The following is a 22,532-nucleotide window of genomic DNA, read 5'->3' as shown; positions in this document are numbered from 1 at the left end:
GAGATGCGATGTCCCTGGTCCGCGTGCACAACTTCTCGATCTCCCTCGATGGCTTCGGCGCCGGCGAGGGCCAGACGCTCGAGGCGCCCTTCGGTCATGCCGGGATGCGCCTGATGGAGTGGGCCTTCGAGACCCGCACCTTCCGCGAGATGGGTCTGCCGGGGAAGACCCTGGGATCCCGCGGCGTCGACGAGGCGTTCGCCAGCCAGTGGGGGAGCGGGATCGGCGCGGAGATCATGGGACGGCACAAGTTCGGTCCGCAGCGCGGCCCCTGGGAGGACGAGGAATGGCGGGGCTGGTGGGGTGAGAACCCTGTCTTCCATACCCCGGTGGTAGTGCTGACCCACCACCGGCGGCCGCTGCTCGAGATGGACGGCGGCACGACCTTCCACTTCGTGGACGCCGACCCGGTCTCCGCGCTGGCCCACGCCCGCGACCTCGCCGGAGATCTGGATGTGCGGATCGGTGGCGGGGTCGCCACGCTGCGGCAGTTCCTCGAGGCGGACCTGGTCGACGTCATGCACCTGGTCCTGGTGCCGATCCTCCTGGGTCGGGGCGAACGCCTCTGGGACGGGCTCGAAGGCATCGAGGGTCGCTTCGACGTCGAGGCGACACCCTCGCCGAGCGGAGTCGTGCACCTGGTCTTCACCCGACGCGCGGGCTGAGGATCTGCTCCACGCTCAGCAGCCGGCAGCTCAGCGGGCGAAGCGCAGGACGTCCTCGCGGCGCAGCGGCCGGTTGAACAGCGGCCCATCGGGCTCCATGATCCGTCCTGCCGCAAGCGCGCCGAGGGAGACCGGGTCGAAGCCCATCCGGACCAGCAGCCCCATGACGAGTCCGCGGGCGGCGTCGTCGTCTCCGGCCACGGCCAGCGCTCGCCGCTGAGACAGGTCGGCGGCGGGCTGGGCGGCGTCGTCGATCTCGGAGTGGGCGATGTGGTTCAGCGCCTTGACCACCCGCGCGGAGCCGAACCGGCCGGCCAAGGCCATCGAGGTGGGCAGCTGTTCGTCCACCGCGGCCTGCAGCCAGCCCGGCAGCAGCTCATCCTGCCAGGTGTTGGTCGCGTCGATCAGCACGGTCCCAGCCACCCAGGCCGGGTCAACCTCGTCGAGCTCCTCCTGGGGCACGGCGAGGATCACCAGGCCACTGGAGTCCCGCGCACGCTCGGCGATGTCCGCACCCACCACCGGCACCGCACCCGGGGCGTAGATCTTCAGATGATGCTGCAGCGCGCGGGGCGGCCGGGTGGAGGCGATGTCCACGGAGATTCCGGCGCGCAGCAGAGCCCGCGCGAAGGCAGTGCCGGCGCGGCCGGCGCCGAGGATCCCCACCACGGGAGCCAAGGAGGCCACGGGAGCCGCGGGCGCGGTGCTGGTCTCAGACATGGTGATACGAGCGCCCGCCGGAGATCTCCTGAGCGCGGTAGACCTGTTCGGCCAGGAGCATGCGCACCAGCTGATGGGGGAACACGAGTTTGGACAGGGACCAGACGAAGTCGGCCCGGTGCTGCAGCTCATCGGTGACCCCATAGGCGCCGCCGATGATCACCACGATGTGTTCCCCCTTGTCGAAGCTGCTCTGGAGGTGCTCGGCCAAGCCGGTCGAGCTGATGTTCTTGCCGCGCTCATCGAGCAGGATGACGTGGTCCTTGGGCTTCAGGGAGGCGAGGATCCGCTCGGACTCCTCCTGCCGGGCCGCGTCGTGCTCGCGAGAGGAATGGGGGAGCAGCTTCCAGTCGAGGTCATAGGGTTTGCGCAGCCGCTTGGTATAGCGCTCGATCCCCTCCACGGCCCATTTCTCATGCTTCTTGCCGATGGCCAGGGCAGTGATGCTCATACGCTCGAGACTACCGGCAACCCTAGGATGGAGCCCATGCCTGCCCAGTTTCACGCCGCTCCGGTGGCCCAGATGGATCCCGTCATGCTCTACCGCATCCTGCAGCTGCGCATCGACGTCTTCGTGGTCGAGCAGCAGTGCCCGTATCCCGAGCTCGACGGCCGGGATCTGGAGCCCGGCGCGGTGATGCTCTGGGCCGTGGGCGGCGCAGGCGATCAGCGAGCCGACGACGACGGCGCGCCCACCGCCACGCTGCGGGTGCTCCGTGAGCCGGAGGGTTTTCGGATCGGACGCGTCGTGGCGAGCCCCGAGGTGCGCGGGACGAAGGTGGCTGGTGAGCTGATGCGCCGCGGAGTGGAGTTCTGCGCTGCACAGTCGGCCGAGTCTCCCGTGGTGCTTGACGCGCAGGCGCCGCTCCAGGGCTGGTATGAGTCCTTCGGGTTCGCCCGGTCGGGGGAGACGTTCATGGAAGACGGGATTCCCCACGTCCCGATGCGGCGGGGCTGACGCTCATAAGCGACGGTGCACCCGGCCGGCCACCGTGGCGATGACGAAGATCGCCACCCAGGAGACCAGGTACCAGATGGGCGTCAGCTGCAGTTCCGCCGGGGCGAGGTACATCCACGCGATGAGCGGGACGCCCATGACCGCGACCGCGCTCTGCCAGCCGGTCCAGAACTTCCAACCGGACGCCCACTACAGCACGGCCGGATCAGCGGTGAACTCCTCCACGGCCCCATCCTCGCCGGACCTGGACTGTTCACCCATGTCAGCACGGTAGCGCCTTAGCCATTCGCCTCGCATCCGAAACCGTCGCCATCGCCGTCCAGGCCATGGACATCGACACCGATGACCCGGACCGAGACGTCGAGATCGCCGCAGTTGATGTCCGGCGGGAACACCGGGATGCAGGGTGTGTAGTTAGGGTCGCAATTCGCTCCCTGTTGGCCGGGCGCGGGGGCCGGTGCCGGGGCTGGGGCAGGCTCGGGAGCTGGTGCCGGCTCCGGCGCGCAGGTCTGCAACGGGTTGCCGTCGTCGGCGGTGATGTAATCCGGTTCCCGGGTATGGAACCCGTAGCCGTCCCGGGAGTCGTAGCGGGCGGTTGCGAGACCCTCTTCGATCAGGGTGATGCCGGCGTCCCTGCCGCCCACATCGATGTAGCGCAGGATCCGGTCATAACGATCCGTGTCCTCGCCGTCGCGGGTCAGTGTCACGGTCTTGCCGAGCACCAGCTCGCTCATCCGGGTAGAGGCGGTGTCGAAGTGACATTCCCCACGTTCAGGTGTGTCGATTCCGCTGACCCGCACGGTGTCCCCGGAGTCCAGCTCCACGGTGTCCCCGTCGATGATGCGCACCACCACCGCGGAGTGCTCATTCGGATCCGTACTCGGGGTCGGCGTCGGCGTCGGCGTGGGTGAAGGAGACGGTGTCGGGGTGGGGGTGGGCGTAGGGGTCGGACTCGCAGACGGCGTCTCCGATTCCGTCGGTTCCTCTGAGGGCTCGTCGGATTCTTCCCGTTCCTCAGACGCCTCGGGTTCCGCCGGTTCCTCGACGACGAGCTCCTGCTCATTCGGCTTGGGGGCGCGCTCTTCAGCGGCCTCGGGGTTCACCATGACGGCGATGACGCCGACGATCATCAGCAGCACGAAAAGCGCGATCAGCCCGCCACAGCCGAGAGTCGCGACGCGCAGGACCACGGGCCAACGCTTGAACCTCTGCCAGGCGGAGAGCTTTTGTGCGCCCACGCCGGGAGAGCGAGCGGGCAGAGGGTATTGCCCCGGGGAGCGCTGTGACATCAAGGGAACCTCATCAAGTTCGAGTGACCGACTCGCGCGGGGAGCGCGAGTCTGTGCTCACAGTAGCCTGACCTGGGCTTCGAGCCTGGTCGCGACAGGGACCCGGAGCTAGTGTTCTGCCATGGAGTTCACCATCCCCGAGAACTGCGGCAACTCACCGCGGATGACGATCGTCGCCGAGCTGGCTCGCGCCTGGGGCGCGGACGATCAGCAGCACCTGGACGAATGGCTTGAGGCGGATGCCTCCTGGGACGTGCACCCGGGGAAGGAGACGCGGGGCTTCACGAGACTGTGGCTGGAGAACGTGGTGACCCACGGCCGCGTCGGCTCCTGCGACGGCGTCGCGGTGCGCCTCGACGGATCCCGGGTCCACTTCGCCCATTTCTTTACGTTCGCCTCGACCGTGAAGACCGCGAGGGTCCGCAGCGTCACCTCTTATGTGGTGCCTTCCGGGGCAGCTCTCTGATGGCCGCCCAGCCGAGCGGTGACTATCAGGGATTCATCGGATGGGTCCTCAGCCTCATGGATCGCTTCGGTGAGCCCGGAGTCGGTCTGGCGATCTTCCTGGAGAACTTCATCCCGCCGATCCCCTCCGAAGCGATTCTCCCCGGGGCAGGCTTCCTCGCCTATGCAGGCCTGATGAGCCCTTGGGGTGCCTGGATCTGGGCCAACCTGGGCTCGCTGGTCGGCGCCGTGCTCTGGTATGCGGTGGGCGCGGCCCTGGGTGCGGAGCGGACGAGGGGCATCATGGACCGGTTTCCGCTGCTGAAGGTGGAGGACTTCGACAAGGCTGAACGCTGGTTCCACCGCTGGGGACCCTGGGCGGTGCTCCTGGGGCGATGCGTGCCGATCGTCCGGTCCTTCATCTCGATCCCTGCGGGCATCACCCGGATGCGGGTGACCACTTTCCTGTTCTTCACCCTGATCGGTTCAGCGATCTGGAACGCCATCTGGATCGGCCTGGGATTCGGTTTTGGGCCCACCATCGAACCTGTCCTCGAGGAATGGAGCGGGGTGCTCTCGAACATCGTGGTCGCGCTCGCGGTCCTCGCGGTGCTGATCTTCGTGGTGCAGCGGCTGCTGAGGGTGCTGCGCCGAGGCGCGGTGTGACGGGTCCTGAGGTTGAGTCGACTTCAGAATCGGGGTCGTAGCGTTGGGAACGAGGAGAGCCTCCCGTGCTACCTCCCCTCACGTGGACTACCGGGCCGACGGCGACCTCGGTATCCCTCGTAAGGTCAGGTAAAACGCAGGGGGTGCAGAAAACCCCGCTGACTGCATGACTGCAGATCAACGGGGTTCTCATTCGGCGGTGACGGTGGGATTTGAACCCACGGTGCGGGGTAACCGCACACAGCATTTCGAGTGCTGCACCTTCGGCCGCTCGGACACGTCACCAGGCCCGTTGAGTATACGCAAACATCTCGCGCTGACCCAAAAACGGCCGAGATGTTCCTGGCCGAGCGGCGCCACGCAGGCCGGCTCAGCTCGTGAAGAGCGCGTGCACCTCGCCGCAGAGCTCGCGTCCGCCCAGCGCCTCGATCTCCAGGACGACGGCGGCGCCGGCCACCTGGCAGTCCAGCTGGCCGATCAGCTTCCGGGTGGCGGCGAGGGTGCCGCCGGTGGCCAGCACGTCATCGACGATCAGCACGCGATGTTCGGGCCTGAGCACGTCGGGGGCCTCGATCACCGCGGTGCCGTATTCCAAGGTGTACTCCACTCGACCGGCAGGGGCGGGCAGCTTCCCGGCCTTGCGAATGGGCATGAACCCGGTGCCGGTCAGTGCGGCGATCATCCCCGCCAGGGTGAAGCCGCGCGCCTCGATCCCGGCGACCATGTCGAAGGTTCCAGCAAAGGGGGCCAACAGGCCTTCCGCAACGGTGCGCAGCGCCGCGGGATCGGCCAGCACGGGGGAGATGTCCTGGAAGAGGATGCCGGGTTCAGGGAAGTCGGGGGTCACCGCGAAGAGCGACTGTGCATGTGCGAGCTGTGCGGCGGAGGGCGTGGACAGCTTCGGTGAAGTGGGTGTGGACACGACGGCAAGCCTATCCGCGGAACTGCCCGAAGAAGGAGCGCAGCTGTGCGGCGCACTCCTCAGCCCTCACGCCGGGATGGACCTCCACCCAGTGGTTGAGCCGGGGTTCTCGCAGGATGTCGAACACCGATCCGGCCGCCCCGGCCTTCTCGTCCCAGGCGCCGAAGATCACCTGACCGATTCGGGACTGGTAGATCGCCCCCGCACACATCGGACAGGGCTCCAGCGTCACCGCAAGGACACAGCCGTCCAGCCGCCAAGTCCCCAGTGTGCCTGCGGCGGCGCGCAGCGCGGTGATCTCCGCGTGCCCGGCAGGGTCGCCGTCGCGCTCCCGGGTGTTGAACCCTTCACCGAGGACCTTTCCCGCAGCGGAGAAGACGACGGCGCCCACGGGCACGTCTGCAGACGCACGGGCCTCGTCGGCCAGCTCGAGACAGCGTCCGACGGCGCTCTCCTGATCCTCGCGTGTCCGAGGGGACCACGCGGCAGGGGGCTTCAGGTTCTCGGTCACCACCCAAGACTATTAGGGATGGTCCTTGCGAGGTCTGAGCTGGAGGCGTGCTGGTAGTTTTGAGTCCATGCGCGTACAGGTTGTGGAACACCCACTGATCTCCCATAAGCTCACCCAGCTGCGACGGGTGGAGACCGCTTCGAACCAGTTCCGTGAACTGACTCGTGAGCTGGTCATGCTGCTCTCCTACGAGGCCAGTGGCTCCATCGCCACCGAACCGGTGGAGATCCAGACACCGGTGGCCACGATGACCGGCACCCAGCTGGCGGACCCCAAGCCGCTCGTCGTGCCGATCCTGCGCGCAGGGCTCGGCATGCTCGACGGGATGACTGCGATGGTTCCCACCGCAGAGGTCGGATTCCTCGGGATGGCCCGCAACGAAGAGACCCTCGACATCATCACCTACGCCGAGCGGCTCCCCGACGACCTCACCGGACGCCACGTCTTCGTGCTGGACCCGATGCTGGCCACCGGCGGCACCCTCGCCGAGGCCATCCGGTTCCTGAAGAAGGCCAATGCCGCGAAGATCACCTGCATCTGCCTCCTCGCCGCCCCTGAGGGCATCGAGCGGCTGCGCGAGAAGGTGGGCGACATCGAGGTGGAGCTCTACCTTGCGGCCATCGACGAGAAGCTCAACGAGAAGTCATACATCGTCCCGGGGCTCGGCGACGCCGGCGATCGCCTCTACGGCCTCGCCCAGTAGCTCCCGCAGCACGGCCTTCTGAGGCGTGCTAGCAGCCTCGACGCCGACGCCGAGGTCGACACTCCACTGCATCCTTCAAGGGGACGGTCAACCATCACACTTGGCTGATTTCTGTGATCCCGGTCACAAAATGATCTCTCCATCTCATTATGTGGAAGATCCCCCCTTTTATTACTTGCGGATTCAAATTGTGACGGACAGGCTGTACTGGATACCACCGTCCACCTGCAGCGGGGGAGTTGCCCACCATGTCCGCACATCTGAGTCAGCCACAGAATCCCGGCTACGTCCATGTCTCCGTGCGCAATGCAGCTCGCCGCGCCGAGATGGCCCGTCGGATCCGCGCTGCCAACGCCACCGATGAGTCTCGAGAGGGCCACCCGCGCACCGCACCGGTGCCGGTGGTCGCACAGAACGGCGGAGGGCCGCAGATGGTCCAGCCCGACATCGTGACCCGCGGCTTCGTCGTCTACGTAGGCCTCGATGAAGATGCCGCCAGTGCGGCGGGAACCTCGCTGCACAAGATCGCCACCGAGCTGCGCGACTACGTGGAGCACATCGCCTCCGACTCCCAGGTGCACATCGCCATGGCCTTGGCCTCCGCGGCCCATGAGGGCAGCGATCTCGAGGTCGTGCGGCAGGCGCTGGGCGATCCCACCGTCACCCACCGCGGTGTGGAGGTGCCCATCAACACCCCGCCGGCGCCCACCAGCTCCGGCGTGCTGATCGACCTCTCCCGCCGCGAGGTCCGGCTCGACGGCGAGGGCCTGAACCTGACCTTCAAGGAGTTCGAGCTGCTGAACTACCTGGTCGACAACGGGTCTCGCACCGTGGGACGCGAAGAGCTGCTCAATACCCTGTGGCGCAACGTGGACCCGGATCAGATGCCCAACGAGCGCACCATCGACGTGCACATCCGCCGACTGCGCTCCAAGCTGGGCCGCCTGGCCAACACGGTGCGCACCGTGCGCGGGCAGGGCTACCGCTTCTACGAGCACCCCGAGGTCACCGTCTGGGCGGCCCCGGAGTACTCGATCTGAGCCCGTCGTGCCTGAACTGCTGATCCTGCGTCACGGCCAAGCCGGACATTCCTTCTCCGGGGATGACCATGGCCGCACGCTCACCCGCCACGGTCAGGAGCAGGCGCGCGCCGTCGGACGCTGGCTCGTGAGTTCCGGGAATCTGCCGGACAACACGGTGTGCTCGGACGCGATGCGCACCCGGCAGACCTGCATCTGGGTCAACCACGAGCTGGGGGAGAAGGCGCCGACGCCGTACCTGGATTCGCGGCTCTATCTCGCCGCGCCTGGTTCGATGCTCTCAATCATCAATGAGGTCCCCGAGACGGTGCGCACGCTGCTGGTGGTCGCCCACATGCCCGGGGTCCAGGAGCTCAGCATGGATCTGGCCTCCGCGCACTCGCAGGAGGATCCGGTGATCCAGATGGCGGCCTCCTGGCCGCCGGCTGGTCTCGCCCGGTTCCAGGTGCACAAGCCCTGGGCCGAGCTCGATGGACGCGATGCGGAGCTCACGGACTTCTTCACCGCCGGCTGAGTCAGGCTGCCGTCTCCAGCAGCTGTACCAGGGTCTCCAGGGCCTGCTCAGCGCCTGCTCCGCGGGCCCGCAGGATCACCTGGTCTCCCTGTGCCACGTCCAGGCTCATCACGCCCAGCAGGCTGTCCGCCTGCACCGAGAGCTCCGGCGCTCCGGCCTTCGCGATCTCGATCGGGACCGGCTGTTCTGCGGCCGCATACGCGAACGCCGCGGCAGGCCGGGCGTGAAGCCCGGCCGCCGCGGCGATCACCGCAGTGCGTTCAATCATGCAGCAGAGGTTACACCCTTACGTGCCCAGCGCTTCAGCGCGATCACGGAGAACGCGGTGACGAGGGAGCCCACCAGCACCGAGACCAGGAAGAGCCAGAAGTTCTCGATGGCGAACGGCACGAAGATGCCGCCGTGGGGCGCGTAGGAGGTGATGCCGAAGGCCATGGTCATGGCGCCGGTCACGGCACCACCGATCATCGAGGCCGGGAGCACGCGCAGCGGGTCGGCTGCGGCGAACGGGATGGCGCCTTCGGAGATGAATGCCGCACCGAGGAGCACGGCGGTCTTGCCGTTCTCCCGCTCGGCGGGGCTGAACAGACGGGAATCGATGAAGGTCGCGAACGCCATGCCCAGCGGTGGCACCATGCCGGCGGCCATGACCGTGGCCATGATCATCAGCGGACCTGCGTTGCCATCGGCGACCGCCGCCGAGAGGCCGGCCACCGCGAAGGAGTAGGCCACCTTGTTGACCGGACCACCGAGGTCGAAGCACATCATGAGACCAAGGATGATGCCCAGCAGGATCGCGGCCGAGCCGGTCATCCCGTTGAGCCAGCCCTCGAGGGCCGCGGTCAGCGCGGCGATCGGTCCGCCGAGCACCAGCAGCATCAGACCACCGGCGACCAGCGTCGCCAGCAGCGGGATGATCACCACAGGCATCAGCCCGGAGAGCCAGCGGGGAACGTTGAGCTTGCGGAACCACAGGGCCACCGCACCGGCGAGGACACCGCCGACGATGCCGCCGATGAAGCCTGCATCCATGGTCAGCGCGATCGCACCGGCGGTGAAGCCGGGGGCGATTCCGGGACGGTCGGCCATGCCGAACGCGATGTAGCCTGCCAGCGCCGGGACCAGGAAGCCCATGGCTGCTCCACCGAGGGTGAAGAAGACCGCACCCAGGTAGCCACCCAGTGCCCCGAGGCCGAGGAACTCCTCGGGAAGCTGATCAGGGGTCGGCAGGTTCCACAGCGAGTTGCCCAGGGCCACGTCGTTGGCGACCTCGGTGATGTTGTACCCGCCGAGCAGGAAGCCCAGCGCGATCAGCAGGCCACCTGCGGCGACGAAGGGGATCATGTAGCTGACGCCGGTCATCAGGACCCGCTGGGTCGCGCGGCCGAAGCCTTCGCGCTCCCCGCTGGCACCGGTGCTGCCGTCGGAGTCCCCGGATCCGCCCGAGGCGACGACGGCGGCGTTGGGATCCTTCGCCGCGGCGAGTGCCTCGGCGATCATCTTGGCCGGCTCGTCGATGCCGCGCTTGACCCGCGAGGCGATGACGGGCTTGCCGGCGAAGCGGTGACGGTCCCGAACGTCGACGTCGGTGGCGAAGATGACGGCGTCGGCCGCGGCGATGGTGTCGGCACCCAGCGGCGTCGCACCCGAGGAGCCCTGGGTCTCCACGTGGAGCTCCACGCCGGCTTCCTTCGCGGCCTTCTTCAGCGAGTCGGCTGCCATATAGGTGTGCGCGATGCCGGTGGGGCAGGCGGTGACGGCGACGAGCCGACCGACCGTGGTCGTGGTCTGGCCGGTGGTGCCTCCGGTCCCGGCGGTGGACGCGGCGGTGCTCGACGAGGAGCTGCGGCCCCCGGCGTTGGCGGTCACCGGTGCCGGCTGGACGGCCTCGGCCACGAGGTCGACCACACGCTGCTCGGAGTCGGCGCTGCGCAGATCGGCGAGGAACTCGTCATTGATCAGCGAGGTCGCCAGGGCCGAGAGGATCTTCAGGTGAGCCTGGTCGGCGCCGTCGGGGGCGGCGATCATGAAGACCAGGTCAGCCGGACCGTCGGTGGACCCGAAGTCCACCGGCTGCGCCAGGCGGGCGAAGGCCAGCGTGGCCTCGGTGACCGCGCCGGTGCGGCAGTGCGGGATGGCGATGCCTCCGGGCATGCCGGTCTCGGAGGTCTCCTCCCGAGCCCACACGTCGGCGGCGAGCTCTGAGACGGCGGTGCTGCGTCCGGCAGAGCCGACGAGTGCGGCGAGGGCGTCGATGACCTCGCGCTTGCTGCCGGCGGTGAGCTTGTCGAGGCTCACCAGGTCCGGCGTGATGATGGTATTCATGATGTCTCCACATTCACGGTAGCGGTCGTTCTCGGGTTGAGGATGAGGTGTTCGGTGCTGAGTTCTGCGGTGCTGAGGTGTTCCGGTGTCGGCATGATGGAGCCGGGCAGACTTGCCGCGGCTCGTCCCATGGCCATGGCGTGCTTGAGTGAATCGGTCTCTGAGGCTCCGGTCTGGGCGGCGGCGATGAACCCCGCGAGCGAGGCATCACCGGCTCCCACGGTGGAGCGCGGCACGATCGGTGGCCCCCAGGCGCGCAGCGCGACGGGTGCACCGTCACGCGAGCTCGCCGTCAGCTGGGGGATGAGCACCGCGCCATGGGCACCGAGGGTGATCAGGGCGGCGCGTGCGCCGTGGTGCTGCAGCTCGGTGGCGAGCTGCACGGCGCGGGCTGGGTCGTTCTCAAGCTCATCGGCGAGACGCTGCGCGGCGGCCGGGTCGGCGGTCACGGAGCCTGTGAAGGCGGCGTGCAGCTCGAGGAGTTCTTCGGCATTGGGCTTGATCAGATCCGGCTGGGCCGGCAGTGCGGCCGCCATCGGTTCCCCGGAGGTGTCCAGGGCGATCTTCGGCGCCTGGTCCCCGAAGGTCTCGCGGAGCACCGTGATGGCCTGGGCGTAGAAGTCCACCGGGACTCCCGGGGGCAGCGATCCGGCCAGGGCGACCCATGACGCGCCCGCTGAGGCCTCCAGCAGGAGCTGAAGCAGAGCGCCGGTGAGTGCGGCGTCGAACGCCGGTCCGGGTTCGTTGATCTTGGTGGTGATCCCCTGCGGGTCGGTGATCGCGGTGTTGGTGCGCAGCGGGGCGCCCAGCGGCAGCGCCCGTGCTTGAACGCCGAGCTCCTGCAGGGCGAGCAGCACCGGATCTCCGGGGTCGCCGGGGAGCACCGCCACCGAGGGGGTGCCGGCCGCAGTGAGCGCCCGGGAGATGTTGACTCCCTTGCCGCCCGGTTCAGCGGTATGACCGATCGCGCGCTGGACGGCCCCGGTGCGCAGCGGAGCATCGAGCTCGAGCGTCTTGTCCAGGCTCGGGTTGGGTGTGAAGGTGACGATCATGGGGTGACCGCCACGATGACTCGGACGTCGGCCTCGTGAAGCGCGTGGGCGAGCTCAGGGTGCGGTGCGGCATCGGTGATCAGCACATCGATCTCCTCCAGGGTTGCGAACTGTACAAGGGTGCGTTGGCCGAGCTTGCTGGAATCTGCGAGCAGCACGACCTGGCGGGCGGCGTGGACCAGTCCGGACTTCACCGCGGCCTCGGCGGTGTCGGGGGTGGAGAGGCCGAAGCCGGCGTCCACCCCGTTGGTGCCGATGAACGCGACGTCGGCCTGGCGCCGGGACAGGGTGGCCACGGCCTGGGCGCCTACGACGGTGCCGGTGATGCCGCGGACCTTGCCGCCGAGCACCTCCACGTCCAGGGAGCTGACCTCGGCGAGCTTCTGCGCGATCGGGACCGAGCTGGTGGTCACGAACCGGGTGTGCCGCTGTGCCTCATCTGCGCCCAGCAGATCGGCGAGCGCCTCGGTCGTGGTGCCAGCGTCGAGCAGCAGGGAGGCGTCGGGGGAGGAGGGGACGAAGCTGAGCGCCTCCCGGGCGATCGCTCGCTTCTGCTGGGAATGTTCGCTCTGCCGCTGTCGAAGCGAAGTCTCTCGCCGCGACGGTGCGGAGCTGGCGACGGCGCCGCCGTGGACCCGCTGCAGCGAGCCTGCGATCTCGAGCTGGTCCAGGTCACGACGGACGGTCTCTTTGGTCACCTTCAGGTCGCGGGCGATCTCCTGGACCGTGATCGTGCCGGTGCGGCGCAGTCGGTCGAGGATCCGCTCGTGCCGCTCGGGGGCGAGCAACGTCATGCTGAGCTCCTTTTCAGTGACCCAGACCACTTTCGTGTGGGTTTAGACACACTTTATCTGTGTTTGCCTGTGTATGCAACAGGTTTCACCCGACTCACAGTCTGCCTGTCTGTGGCTCGTTGCGGCGCAGTCCACGCAGACTCGTGCGGTCTGTGATTCTGAGTGCGCCATGAAAGTGATCTGATCGTGAAAACAATCCTCACAAGAGAGTCGAAACAAGGCGTAAAATTGAGCTATGGCTCATGCACACGAAGCCACCAGCAGCGGCGTCCCAGGCGTGCTGGTGGGCTTAGACGGGTCGGCGGGCAGCGAGCGCGCCTTCAAAGTGGGACTGATGATCGCCAAGCAGCGGGAGTGGCCGTTGCGTCTTGTCGGAACATTCGTTCGACCAGTCGTGACCGACGACTATTACGTGAGACAGCTGGACCAGTACCGGACCGAGGCGGCCTACCCCGTGCAGGACCTCCTCGACGAATATTCCGGCCGTGCGGCCGAGGCGGGCGTCGTGGTCACCACTCGCACCGCCGAAGGCGACGCCGGAGCAACCCTGGTGGATGAGAGCAGTGAGGCGCGCATCGCCGTGGTCGGCAAGCGTGGCCGCAACCGCTTCGCCGGGCGTTTCCTGGGCAGCGTGTCCGGGAAGCTGGCCGCGCACGCACACTGCCCCACCCTGGTGGTCCCGGAGCGATGGGAGTCCGACTCCGAGTCCGAGCTGATGGCGCCCGAGCAGGACCGGCCGAACGCCGAGGCCGCCCATGACGAGCCGGTGAGCCTGATGGAGGAGTCCGCGGCCAGGGAACACGGACGCCGTTCCTTCGCGAACGTCACCGATGAGCTCAACTTCGACTCCGAGATCGTGGTCGGGGTCGACGTCGGTGACCGCGCCTCTGACGTCGTACACCTGGCCGCCGAGGCGGCGGACCTGGTCAAGGCTCCGCTGACGCTGGTCTCCGCGGCCCCGCTGAACGCGCAGGGTCACTGGTACCCCAACACCGTGGAGCACAACCTCGAGCTGCCTAATCTGCGCCGGCGCTACACCGACCACCTTGAAGCGATGACCCAGGAGGTCGCTGCGAAGTCCACCGGGGTTCCGGTGCGCTGGCAGTTCTTCGACGGCTCCCCGGCGGGGGTGCTCTCTGAGGCCTCGCGCACCGCGACGCTGCTGGTCATCGGTACCCGCGGGCATGGAGGATTCGCCGGGCTGCTGCTGGGCTCGGTGAGTCAGGCGGTGCTCAACCGGGCTGTCTGCCCGGTGCTGGTGATCCCGACGCATAAGCCACGGAAGTCGCACAGGCGCTGATCTGGCACAGGCGCTGACGTCGCGCACCGAGCCGGTCCCTGGTCAGGGGGGTGTCACCTGTTCCGGCTCGGGTATGGCAAGGGGGAGCCCTGTCCGTTCGCAGGTGCAGCTGCTCGAGCTGGTAGACCAGGCTTTCGCGGCACTCCTATGCCCAGTCGGTCCAGGTGGCGGGGTCGGTGCGGGTGCGTTCCGGGGTGCGCCCGGTTCCGCTGTCGGCGTTCCACTCCGGTTCGACCGGCCCCTGGTCGAGCCGGAAGGGCGGGTACTCGTCGCGCATCAGCAAGACGTAGGCGGCGACCCGGTGCCCCCATCGGTTCAGGCCCATCACGAAGTCGAAGATGCCGGGCCGGTAGCGCCCGGTGAAGAGCAGGATGATGCCCGTGATCAGCAGCAACAGGCCCAGCAGCGAGAAGCCGCCGCCAGAACCGGTGGCGTGGCCGGATTCCTCCCAGGTGCTCTGCCAGCGGGTGCCAGACGGGCTGGTGAAGATCCCGATCAGCAGCAGGTGGGGGATCGCCAGCAGCCAGGACTTCACCAGCACCAGTCCGTGGGAGAGCCGCTCCGGGTAGGCGATGCTCAGGTCCGCCGGATAGCCCGCGGGGGCCAGCGTGAACGGAGGATAGCGATCTGTCGCCAACGCGGAGTAGCCGTAGAACGCCACCCGCCAGGACCAGCGCAGCACGCCCACGTTGAAGCAGAACCACGCGCGGGGGTATTTCCCGGTGAAGAGGATGACCAGTCCCGCGGCGATGGTCGTGACGAACGTGGCGAGCCAGAGCAGCGCCAGCACGATGTAGTGCGGGATCGCCAGCAGCCACTTCACCAGCCATAGGCCGCGGGAGGGTGGGGCGTCGAGAAACCCGGTGAGTCGGACCGGATAGATCGGCGTCATCTGCGCTGGCCGGGACGAGGCCTGGCCGGACGCGCCTGGGTGAGCCGGTCCTCGGTCGACGTCGGTCGTTCCGGAGCCGGGGCGGGTGTTGATCATGCGCTGCGGATCGATGTCGCGACCGAGCCCGGCCGCACCGAAGAGCAGGGCGACGACGCCGACCGCGAATGCCGCCGCGCCGATGATCAGCAGTGTGGGGATGGTGTCCTGCAGCTGCTCCCACCACTGCGTGGCCTGCTGGGTGTCCCATTCGGTCATGGACTCGACCCGGTAGTAGGGCCTGAATCTCCATTCGCCCGGTTCGGGGATCAGCGTCGCCACGGCCGCGGTGAGCAGCAGGGCGGACCCGGCGCCGTGCAGGAGTGCGCCGACGATGAGCAGACTCCATTGGCCCGGTCTCATCTTCGGGGACGTGGGTGAGTCCTGGTGCGGCCTGGGTGAAGGTGTCTCTGCCATCACGAGCCCTCTCGGCTGGATCTCCCGCTGGATCTGATCCAAGGATAGGACTGGGAAAAGTCCGGGGGAACCTTTGGGATCAGGCCGATGTCTGCTGGACCAGACGCCTCGTTGTGGACCCGGCGTGGACGCGGTGAGTTCTTATTCGCACCGGCGTCACGGGTTGCCGGATGCACCGGCGCGGAGAGCAGTCTGGGAGCGGAGATCTGTCGGCACAGACAGAAGCACCCCTGCGAATCATCAGATTCTCAGGGGTGCTTCTAGTCGATCGTCGGTGCGCCCAAAGGGATTCGAACCCCTGACCTTCGGTTCCGTAGACCGACGCTCTATCCAGCTGAGCTATAGGCGCATCTTTAATTTTCACTGCCTGACCGCTGGGCGATCGCGACCTAGAAGACTATACACGGACCCATCTGGGCCGACAAATCAGCCCCGGATCTCCTTCGGCTCGGGACGACGCGACTATGCCGGGCCCAGCTCAGCCCAGAGTCTCGACCGCGACGGCTGTCAGAGGGGAGCCGCGCCGTCGTCGTCGTTTACAGTCCCGTCATCTGGGGACGCTACAGTGGTGTACAGCTGGTCCCCATCGGTGTTGACGGGGATGCAGGGAGGAGTGCGCACAGTGCTGTGGGCACCTGAGGGCATCGATGATGTCCCACTTCCTTGGGTCCTGGTCTCACCAACCAGGAGGGGGTCAGAACGAACCTGTACCCAATGGAGGGAAACAATGGTCAACACCGTTGCAACGGCGCCCGGTGCGAATGGATCGACCGGATCGAGGACCACAGATCCTGAGATCACGGCTGATGCTCCCACAACATATGCCCCGCTGCTGAGCTTCGTCCAGGAGATCGCAGCCCTCACCACTCCCGACCGGATCCACTGGGTGGACGGATCCGAGACCGAGCACCGGAGACTGACCGACGAACTGGTCGAGTCCGGAACCTTCACGCGGCTCACCAGCCCAGATTTTCCCAACTCCTTCGCCGCGTTCTCCGATCCGGCCGATGTGGCCCGCGTGGAGTCGCGCACCTTCATCTGCTCCGAGAACGAGCGCGACGCCGGCTTCACCAACAACTGGGTAGACCCTGCCGAGATGCGCGAGAAGCTGCGCGGCGTCTTCGACGGCGCGATGCGCGGCCGCACCATGTACGTGATCCCCTTCGTGATGGGCCACCTCGACGCCGAGGATCCGAAGTTCGGCGTCGAGATCACCGATTCGGCCTACGTGGTCACCAGCATGCGCATCATGGCCCGGATCGGCACCGATGTGCTGCACAAGATCGAGGAGCTCGACGCGTTCTTCGTCCCCGCGGTCCACTCCGTGGGCGCACCCCTGGAGCCCGGTCAGCAGGACGTCGCCTGGCCGTGCAACGAGGAGAAGTACATCGTGCACTACCCGGAGACCCGGGAGATCTGGTCCTACGGCTCCGGATACGGCGGCAACGCCCTGCTGGGGAAGAAGTGCTACGCGCTGCGCATCGCCTCGGTGATGGCCCGCGACGAGGGCTGGCTCGCCGAGCACATGCTCATCCTGAAGCTCACCAGCCCCGCGAACCGCAGCTACTTCATCGCAGGAGCCTTCCCCTCGGCCTGCGGCAAGACCAACCTCGCGCTGATCGACCCGACCCTCGACGGGTGGAAGGCCGAGACCCTCGGTGATGACATCACCTGGATCCGCCCGGGTCACGACGGCGAGTTCCGCGTTGTCAATCCGGAGTCCGGCTACTTCGGGGTCGCCCCGGGCACCGGCTGGCACACCAACGCCAACGCGATGCGCGCCATCGCGAAGGGCAACTCGGTGTTCACCAACTGCGCGCTCACCGACGACGGCGGTGTGTGGTGGGAGGGCATGACCCCGGAGGCCCCGGCGCACCTGACCGACTGGCGCGGCGAGGAGTGGACACCGGACTCCGATGAACCGGCGGCGCACCCCAATGCCCGGTTCTGCACCCCGATCGACCAGACCGACATGCTGGCCCCGGAGTACTTCGAGCCCAACGGGGTGAAGCTGGACGCGATCCTCTTCGGCGGACGGCGCAAGACCACCGTCCCGCTGGTCACCCAGGCCCGCGACTGGGAACACGGCATCTTCTTCGGCGCCACGCTCTCCTCAGAGACCACCGCCGCAGCCGAGGGCGCGGTGGGCAATGTGCGCCGCGATCCGATGGCCATGCTTCCCTTCATCGGCTACGACGCCGGGGACTACCTCAGGCACTGGGTGGAGGTCTCCGGTCAGGCCGATCAGTCCAAGCTGCCCGAGATCTTCCTGGTGAACTGGTTCCGCAAGGGGCGCGACGGGAAGATCTCCTGGCCCGGGTTCTCCGAGAACTCGCGGGTGCTCAAGTGGGTCACCGAACGCCTCGAGGGCGGGGGCAAAGCCGTGGAGACCCCGATCGGCTTCACGCCCACGATGGATGGACTGGACCTCACCGGGCTCGACATCACTCCCGAGGCGCTCGAGGACTCCATCACCGTCCGCCGTGACGAGTGGGTCACCGAGCTCGAAGGCATCGACGAGTGGTTCGCCCAGTTCGGCGATTCCCTGCCGGAGTCCATCGCGGCCGAGAGCGAGGAGCTGCGTCGTCGTCTGACCCCCTGAGCTGCACCGGGGTCCCGAGCTGCCGGGACGGCCTGACCTGAGCAGAAGGCTCGGCCCGCGCGTTCAGCGCGCTGGCCGGGCCTTCTCCGCGCTGCCTTCCGCGCCCATCGCAGAGATCAGCTCGTAGAGCACGTGCGCGGCCGCGATCCCGGTCAGCTGCGCATGATCATAGGCGGGGGCGACCTCCACCACGTCCACGCCGACGATCTGCTGATCACTCAGCGCTCGGATGATCCGCAGCAGCTCCCGGCTGGTCAGCCCTCCGGCTTCGGGGGTGCCGGTGCCCGGGGCGTGGGCCGGATCCAGCACGTCGATGTCGATCGAGATGTAGACCGGCTTCCCCGCCAGGCGCTGCTTGAGCCGGTCGATCGCCGCTGCGACTCCGTGCTCCTCGATGAACTCGCTGGTGGTGATCTGGAATCCCAGCCGCGCGTCGTCGGCCAGATCTGCCTTGCCGTAGAGCGGTCCGCGGATGCCCAGGTGGGCGCTGGCGCTGAGATCGATGAACCCGTCCTCGGAGGCGCGGCGGAACGGCGTGCCGTGGGTCAGCGGCGCCCCGAAGTAGGTGTCCCACGTGTCGAGATGCGCATCGGCATGCAGCACCGCCACGGGGCCGTGCTCCTCGGCGGCCGCGCGCAGCAGCGGATACGCGATCGTATGGTCCCCGCCGATCACCGCGAGCCGGCCCGCGCGGGTCAGCAGGTCCTTCGCGCCCTGGTACACCTGCTCCATCGCCTCATCCAGATCGAACGGGTTCGCGACGATGTCTCCAGCGTCGGCCACCTGCTGCACCGCGAAGGGAGCGATGTCCTGGGCAGGGTTGTACGGGCGCAGCAGCCGCGAGGATTCCCGCACGTGCGCGGGGCCGAACCGGGCCCCCGGCCGGTAGCTGACGCCGGAGTCGAAGGGCACCCCGGCCACCGCAATGTCGGCGGTGCCCACTGCGTCCAGCAGCGGCAGCAGCGCGAAGCTCGCCGCCCCGGCAAAGCGCGGGGTCCGCGAACTGTCGCGGGGCCCCACCGGAGCCGCTGGCCGGGCAGGGGTCTGTGGGGGCGGTGTCGAGGCGTCGTGGGTGTCCATACGCCTCATTGTTGCGCAGAAGGCGCCCCGAGCGGGGGAGCGGGAGCTAGGTGCGCGGCTCCGCCTCGACCGGGGGGCGCGGTGCGTCCTGGCCGGCTGCGGTGTCAGTGAAGCGGGCGTCGCCGCGCAGCTGTTTGATCAGCGAGATGCCCAGCAGGGTCACGATGATCGTGAACGGCACCGCCGAGAGCAGCGCGGTCTGCTGCAGGGCCTGCAGCCCGCCGGCGATCAGCAGGACGACGGCGCACAGCCCGGTGAGCAGCCCCCAGGTGCCGAGCATCGGTCGGCTGGGGTGCATCGACCCCCGGGAGGAGAGCACGCTGAGCACGAAGGTGTTCGAGTCGGCGCTGGAGACGAAGAACAGGACCACCATCAGCACCGTGAGCACCGAGGTGATGGCCGTGAGCGGCAGCTCGCCGAGCAGCGCGAAGAAGGTCACGTTGGTGTCCTCCAGGGTGGCCTCGCCGATGCTGGTCCCGGAGAACATGTCGAGGTGGATCGCCGTTCCGCCGAAGATCGTGAACCATAGGCTGAAGACCAAGGTCGGCACGCCCAGCACCGCGACCACGAAACCGCGGATGGTGCGTCCCTTAGAGATCTTCGCCAGGAAGATCCCGACGAAGGCTCCCCAGCTGAGCCACCAGGCCATCATGAAGTACGTCCACCACTGCATCCACTGCAGGTCCTCGGGCGTGCTCGGGGTGAGCAGCGCGACCATCGGGAACTCCGCGATGAACTGTCCCATGGAGCGGAAGTAAAGGTTGCTGATGAAGCCCGTCGGGCCCACGATCAGCACGAAGAGGCCCAGAGCGGCGGCCGCGAGCATGGTGGCCTTGCTGATCCACTTGATGCCCCGGGTCACCCCGGACATCGCGGAGAGGGTGAAGACCACCGTGATCCCCGCGATGATGACGACCTGCACGAACAGGTCCGAAGGGATGCCGGTGAGGCTGTTGACCCCTTCGGCGATCTGCGCCGCGCCGAGTCCCAGCGAGGTGGTGGTGCCGAAGAGCGTCGCGATGATGGTGAAGATGTCGATGAGCTGACCGGCCCAGCCGTCCATGCTCTTGCCGAGCACCGGACGCAGCATCGGGGAGATCAGTCCCGTGTTGTGCAGGCGATGGGTGGAGTAGGCGATGGCGAGGCCGAACACGCCGAACAGCGCCCAGGCGTTGGGGCCCCAGTTGAAGTAGGAGAACTGCATCGCCCGGACGGCGGCGTCCATGGTCTCGGGTTCGGCGAGCCCGTGCGGAGGCACCATGAAGTGACTCATCGGCTCGGCCGCGCCGTAGCTGATCAGACCGATGCCCATCACGGTGCCGCAGATCATCGCGATCCAGGACCAGTTGCTGAACTCCGGACGATCAGTGTCCTCGCCGAGCCGGATCTTCCCGAACCGGCTCAGTCCGAGGTAGACCATCAGCACGATGCAGCCCGCGGTGACGACCAGATAGGCCCACCCGATGTTCTGCGAGGACCAGTTCGAGGCTGCCGTCATCACCAGATTCAGGTGTTCCGGGGCGAATGCCGCCCAGAGCACGAAGCTCAGCAGCGCGGCCACCGAGATGAGGAAGACTCCGTTGGGGCGGGCGCGTCGTGCGGGCGTGCTGACACCGTTCTGCTCGGCATCTGGCACGGTTCGGGGTGCCTTGTCCTGGCTCGTCATCTGTGTCACGCGTCCTTGGCTCAGCGATCAGAGCCAACAGCCCGCCGCGACGAATGCACAGGCGGCTGCCAGAACATCGGGGACAAGCATACGCAACCACGTCCGACCGGTTGGACCGTGGCGAGGCTGACCTGGCTGAGGCCGGGGTGCTCCGGGCCCGTGGCCCTAGTCAGCTCACCGGGGGTGCTCTACATTGTGAGCCACACGTGAGACGTGTCACATGATGCGCCAGAGGGGCCAGCAGAAGGCGGGGACAATGCGATGAGCGAGCAGTCCGGGGGCGCAAGGCCTGAGCAGGCCCGGCGCGAGGACGACATCGATACCGCCGGTCCTGCGCGTTCGCCCGGGAAGACCTGGGCCTTCCGCGGCCTGGGCATCGTCCTCGCGATCCTGGTCTGGGCACTGCTGGGCGCCGCTGACATGTCCGCCGACGCCCGACTCGTCGCCGGGGTCGCGATCCTCATGGCCGTGTGGTGGATGACCGAATCCATGCCCCTCTCGGTCACCTCCTTGCTGCCCATCGTGCTCTTCCCCGTCCTGACCGCCCTCGAGATCGCAGAGGTCACCGCACCGTATGCGAACCCGATCGTGTTCCTCTTCCTGGGCGGGTTCCTCATCGCGATCGCGATGCAGAAATGGAACCTCCACCGCCGCATCGCGTTGCTGACCCTGCAACGAGTCGGCACCCACCCCCGCCAGATCATCCTGGGCATGATGATCGCCACCGCGTTTCTCTCCATGTGGGTCTCCAACACCGCCACCACCCTGATGATGCTGCCCATCGGACTCAGCGTGCTCACCCTGGTCATCGAAAACAGCCGCAACACCGGCACTCAGGCCGAGACCGCATCGATGAGTGAAGAGATCCGTGCCGGCAGAGCCATCAGCGACGTCATCGAGAACCGCGAAGTCCGGATCTTCGGGGTCGCCCTGGTGCTCTCCATCGCCTGGGCCGCGACCATCGGAGGACTCGGCACCCTGCTGGGCTCCCCACCCAACGCGATCGTGGCCGGCTACATCAGCGATGAACTCGGCCAGACCGTCGGCTTCGCTCAATGGATGATGCTCGGCGTCCCGATCGTGATCGTGTTCATCGGGCTGTCCTGGCTGTTGATCACCCGGGTGATGTTCCGGTTCCAGCTCGAGGAGATCCCCGGCGGCAAGAAGCTCATCGACCAGGAGATCGCCGGTCTGGGCCGGATGAGCCAGGGCGAGAAGGTCGTGCTCGGGGTCTTCATCCTGGCCGCGTTCTGCTGGATCGTGCCCGGAGTGCTCTCCGGGATCGGCGACATCGGCGAACAGCTGCCCTGGCTGGAACTCTTCGATGACACCGTGATCGCCATCGGCGCCGGAGTCCTGCTGTTCCTGATCCCTGGAGACAAGCACGGGAACATGACCCTGCAGTGGAAAGACGCCGAAGAAGGCCTGCCCTGGGGCGTGCTGCTGCTCTTCGGCGGTGGCCTCTCCCTGGCCGCGGCCGTGGCGTCCACCGGGCTCGATGCCTGGTTCGGTGAACAGGTCAGCGGCCTGGGTGCGCTGCCGATCGTGTTGCTGCTCGCGGTGGTGGTGACCATCGTGTTGCTGCTGACTGAGATCACCAGCAACACCGCGACCGCGGCGACGTTCATCCCGATCCTCGGTGGTGTCGCGGTCGGGATCGGGGTGGACCCGATCACGCTGCTGATCCCGGCCGCGCTGGCCGCGACGTGCGCGTTCATGCTGCCGGTGGGGACCCCGCCGAACGCGATCGTCTACGCGACCGGGTATGTGAAGATCACCGAGATGGTCCGTGGTGGGCTGGTCCTCAACGTGGTCGGGGTCATCTTGATCACGATCTTCACCGTGCTCATCGGACCGTTCGCCTTCGACATGGTCTTCTGATCCGGTCCACGCGTCTTCGGCAGAGATCTGGCGAGACTCGCCAGGAGGGAGAAGT

General features: G+C 67.5%; 23 protein-coding genes and 2 tRNA genes. 10 read left to right on the top strand and 15 right to left on the bottom strand.

Annotated features, from left to right (window positions below):
- The first annotated feature begins 8 nt into the window (after nucleotides 1–8).
- Nucleotides 9–665 (top strand): dihydrofolate reductase family protein, encoded by a 657-nt coding sequence (locus tag ACHAA4_RS07175; RefSeq protein WP_435773514.1) that lies wholly within the window; start codon nucleotides 9–11, stop codon nucleotides 663–665.
- Nucleotides 666–695: 30 nt separating this feature from the next.
- Here the strand turns inward: ACHAA4_RS07175 and ACHAA4_RS07170 are convergent, their stop codons facing one another.
- Together ACHAA4_RS07170 and ACHAA4_RS07165 are read right to left on the bottom strand one after the other, a co-directional pair.
- Nucleotides 696–1,385, bottom strand: a complete 690-nt coding sequence (locus ACHAA4_RS07170; RefSeq protein ID WP_435773513.1) for an NADPH-dependent F420 reductase — start codon at nucleotides 1,383–1,385, stop codon at nucleotides 696–698.
- Nucleotides 1,378–1,836, bottom strand: coding sequence for a 23S rRNA (pseudouridine(1915)-N(3))-methyltransferase RlmH (locus ACHAA4_RS07165; RefSeq protein ID WP_435773512.1), 459 nt, complete (start codon nucleotides 1,834–1,836; stop codon nucleotides 1,378–1,380). The genes ACHAA4_RS07170 and ACHAA4_RS07165 overlap by 8 nt, the downstream gene beginning before the upstream one ends.
- Nucleotides 1,837–1,872: 36 nt before the next feature.
- Here ACHAA4_RS07165 and ACHAA4_RS07160 point away from each other — a divergent pair, with 36 nt between their 5' ends.
- Nucleotides 1,873–2,343 (top strand): GNAT family N-acetyltransferase, encoded by a 471-nt coding sequence (locus ACHAA4_RS07160; RefSeq protein ID WP_435773511.1) that lies wholly within the window; start codon nucleotides 1,873–1,875, stop codon nucleotides 2,341–2,343.
- A gap of 3 nt (nucleotides 2,344–2,346) precedes the next feature.
- On the opposite strand, the gene ACHAA4_RS07155 is transcribed toward ACHAA4_RS07160, so the two are convergent.
- The gene (locus tag ACHAA4_RS07155) at nucleotides 2,347–2,481 is read right to left on the bottom strand and encodes a hypothetical protein (RefSeq protein WP_435773510.1); all 135 of its coding nucleotides are present in this window, start codon (nucleotides 2,479–2,481) and stop codon (nucleotides 2,347–2,349) included.
- A gap of 140 nt (nucleotides 2,482–2,621) precedes the next feature.
- A complete protein-coding gene (locus tag ACHAA4_RS07150; protein WP_435773509.1) occupies nucleotides 2,622–3,581 on the bottom strand; it encodes a thermonuclease family protein in 960 nt (319 codons plus the stop codon).
- A 172-nt stretch (nucleotides 3,582–3,753) separates the two neighbouring features.
- Between ACHAA4_RS07150 and ACHAA4_RS07145 the strand changes: the two genes are divergently transcribed.
- Nucleotides 3,754–4,098, top strand: coding sequence for a hypothetical protein (locus ACHAA4_RS07145; protein WP_435773508.1), 345 nt, complete (start codon nucleotides 3,754–3,756; stop codon nucleotides 4,096–4,098).
- A complete protein-coding gene (locus tag ACHAA4_RS07140) occupies nucleotides 4,098–4,742 on the top strand; it encodes a DedA family protein (protein WP_435773507.1) in 645 nt (214 codons plus the stop codon). The genes ACHAA4_RS07145 and ACHAA4_RS07140 overlap by 1 nt, the downstream gene beginning before the upstream one ends.
- A 197-nt stretch (nucleotides 4,743–4,939) precedes the next feature.
- Here the strand turns inward: ACHAA4_RS07140 and ACHAA4_RS07135 are convergent.
- From ACHAA4_RS07135 to tadA, 3 genes are all read right to left on the bottom strand, one after another.
- Nucleotides 4,940–5,027 (bottom strand) — tRNA-Ser (locus ACHAA4_RS07135).
- An 85-nt stretch (nucleotides 5,028–5,112) separates the two neighbouring features.
- A complete protein-coding gene (locus ACHAA4_RS07130; RefSeq protein WP_435773506.1) occupies nucleotides 5,113–5,664 on the bottom strand; it encodes an adenine phosphoribosyltransferase in 552 nt (183 codons plus the stop codon).
- A 10-nt stretch (nucleotides 5,665–5,674) separates the two neighbouring features.
- On the bottom strand, nucleotides 5,675–6,175 hold the full coding sequence (gene tadA, locus ACHAA4_RS07125; protein ID WP_435773505.1) for a tRNA adenosine(34) deaminase TadA: 501 nt from the start codon (nucleotides 6,173–6,175) through the stop codon (nucleotides 5,675–5,677).
- 67 nt (nucleotides 6,176–6,242) lie between these two features.
- Here tadA and upp point away from each other — a divergent pair, with 67 nt between their 5' ends.
- From upp to ACHAA4_RS07110, 3 genes are all read left to right on the top strand, one after another.
- Nucleotides 6,243–6,878, top strand: coding sequence for a uracil phosphoribosyltransferase (upp, locus tag ACHAA4_RS07120; RefSeq protein ID WP_036473377.1), 636 nt, complete (start codon nucleotides 6,243–6,245; stop codon nucleotides 6,876–6,878).
- Between the two features lie 248 nt (nucleotides 6,879–7,126).
- On the top strand, nucleotides 7,127–7,918 hold the full coding sequence (locus ACHAA4_RS07115; protein ID WP_435773504.1) for a winged helix-turn-helix domain-containing protein: 792 nt from the start codon (nucleotides 7,127–7,129) through the stop codon (nucleotides 7,916–7,918).
- Nucleotides 7,919–7,925: 7 nt separating this feature from the next.
- The gene (locus ACHAA4_RS07110) at nucleotides 7,926–8,432 is read left to right on the top strand and encodes a SixA phosphatase family protein (RefSeq protein WP_435773503.1); all 507 of its coding nucleotides are present in this window, start codon (nucleotides 7,926–7,928) and stop codon (nucleotides 8,430–8,432) included.
- Nucleotide 8,433: 1 nt separating this feature from the next.
- On the opposite strand, the gene ACHAA4_RS07105 is transcribed toward ACHAA4_RS07110, so the two are convergent.
- Genes ACHAA4_RS07105 through ACHAA4_RS07090 form a run of 4 tightly spaced genes read right to left on the bottom strand, consistent with a single transcriptional unit; the run spans nucleotide 8,434 to nucleotide 12,603 of the window.
- Nucleotides 8,434–8,700 carry an HPr family phosphocarrier protein gene (locus ACHAA4_RS07105; RefSeq protein ID WP_435773502.1) on the bottom strand — a complete coding sequence of 89 codons (267 nt, stop codon included), beginning with the start codon at nucleotides 8,698–8,700 and terminating at the stop codon, nucleotides 8,434–8,436.
- Nucleotides 8,697–10,757 (bottom strand): PTS fructose transporter subunit IIABC, encoded by a 2,061-nt coding sequence (locus ACHAA4_RS07100; protein WP_435773501.1) that lies wholly within the window; start codon nucleotides 10,755–10,757, stop codon nucleotides 8,697–8,699. The genes ACHAA4_RS07105 and ACHAA4_RS07100 overlap by 4 nt, the downstream gene beginning before the upstream one ends.
- A complete protein-coding gene (locus ACHAA4_RS07095; RefSeq protein ID WP_435773500.1) occupies nucleotides 10,754–11,809 on the bottom strand; it encodes a 1-phosphofructokinase family hexose kinase in 1,056 nt (351 codons plus the stop codon). Before ACHAA4_RS07095 ends, ACHAA4_RS07100 begins: the two co-directional genes overlap by 4 nt.
- The gene (locus ACHAA4_RS07090; RefSeq protein ID WP_435773499.1) at nucleotides 11,806–12,603 is read right to left on the bottom strand and encodes a DeoR/GlpR family DNA-binding transcription regulator; all 798 of its coding nucleotides are present in this window, start codon (nucleotides 12,601–12,603) and stop codon (nucleotides 11,806–11,808) included. The genes ACHAA4_RS07095 and ACHAA4_RS07090 overlap by 4 nt, the downstream gene beginning before the upstream one ends.
- A 235-nt stretch (nucleotides 12,604–12,838) precedes the next feature.
- Between ACHAA4_RS07090 and ACHAA4_RS07085 the strand changes: the two genes are divergently transcribed.
- Complete coding sequence (locus ACHAA4_RS07085; protein ID WP_435773498.1) at nucleotides 12,839–13,903, top strand: universal stress protein; 1,065 nt, start codon at nucleotides 12,839–12,841, stop codon at nucleotides 13,901–13,903.
- A 145-nt stretch (nucleotides 13,904–14,048) separates the two neighbouring features.
- Here ACHAA4_RS07085 and ACHAA4_RS07080 read toward each other — a convergent pair whose 3' ends face one another.
- The gene (locus ACHAA4_RS07080; protein ID WP_435773497.1) at nucleotides 14,049–15,248 is read right to left on the bottom strand and encodes a DUF4389 domain-containing protein; all 1,200 of its coding nucleotides are present in this window, start codon (nucleotides 15,246–15,248) and stop codon (nucleotides 14,049–14,051) included.
- Nucleotides 15,249–15,523: 275 nt separating this feature from the next.
- Nucleotides 15,524–15,597, bottom strand: a tRNA-Arg gene (locus ACHAA4_RS07075).
- 378 nt (nucleotides 15,598–15,975) lie between these two features.
- Between ACHAA4_RS07075 and ACHAA4_RS07070 the strand changes: the two genes are divergently transcribed.
- Nucleotides 15,976–17,850, top strand: a complete 1,875-nt coding sequence (locus ACHAA4_RS07070) for a phosphoenolpyruvate carboxykinase (GTP) (protein ID WP_435773496.1) — start codon at nucleotides 15,976–15,978, stop codon at nucleotides 17,848–17,850.
- Between the two features lie 63 nt (nucleotides 17,851–17,913).
- Here the strand turns inward: ACHAA4_RS07070 and speB are convergent, their stop codons facing one another.
- Nucleotides 17,914–18,930 (bottom strand): agmatinase, encoded by a 1,017-nt coding sequence (gene speB, locus ACHAA4_RS07065; protein ID WP_435773495.1) that lies wholly within the window; start codon nucleotides 18,928–18,930, stop codon nucleotides 17,914–17,916.
- 46 nt (nucleotides 18,931–18,976) lie between these two features.
- Nucleotides 18,977–20,596: a BCCT family transporter gene (locus ACHAA4_RS07060; protein WP_435773788.1), complete on the bottom strand. Its 1,620-nt coding sequence runs from the start codon at nucleotides 20,594–20,596 to the stop codon at nucleotides 18,977–18,979.
- A gap of 261 nt (nucleotides 20,597–20,857) precedes the next feature.
- Between ACHAA4_RS07060 and ACHAA4_RS07055 the strand changes: the two genes are divergently transcribed.
- Complete coding sequence (locus ACHAA4_RS07055; RefSeq protein ID WP_435773494.1) at nucleotides 20,858–22,477, top strand: SLC13 family permease; 1,620 nt, start codon at nucleotides 20,858–20,860, stop codon at nucleotides 22,475–22,477.
- The last annotated feature ends 55 nt before the right edge of the window (nucleotides 22,478–22,532 follow it).

Origin of the sequence: Nesterenkonia maliinae, assembly GCF_051262655.1 — a bacterium.
GTDB lineage: Bacteria > Actinomycetota > Actinomycetes > Actinomycetales > Micrococcaceae > Nesterenkonia.
This window is presented reverse-complemented; position numbering and strand designations above follow the sequence as displayed.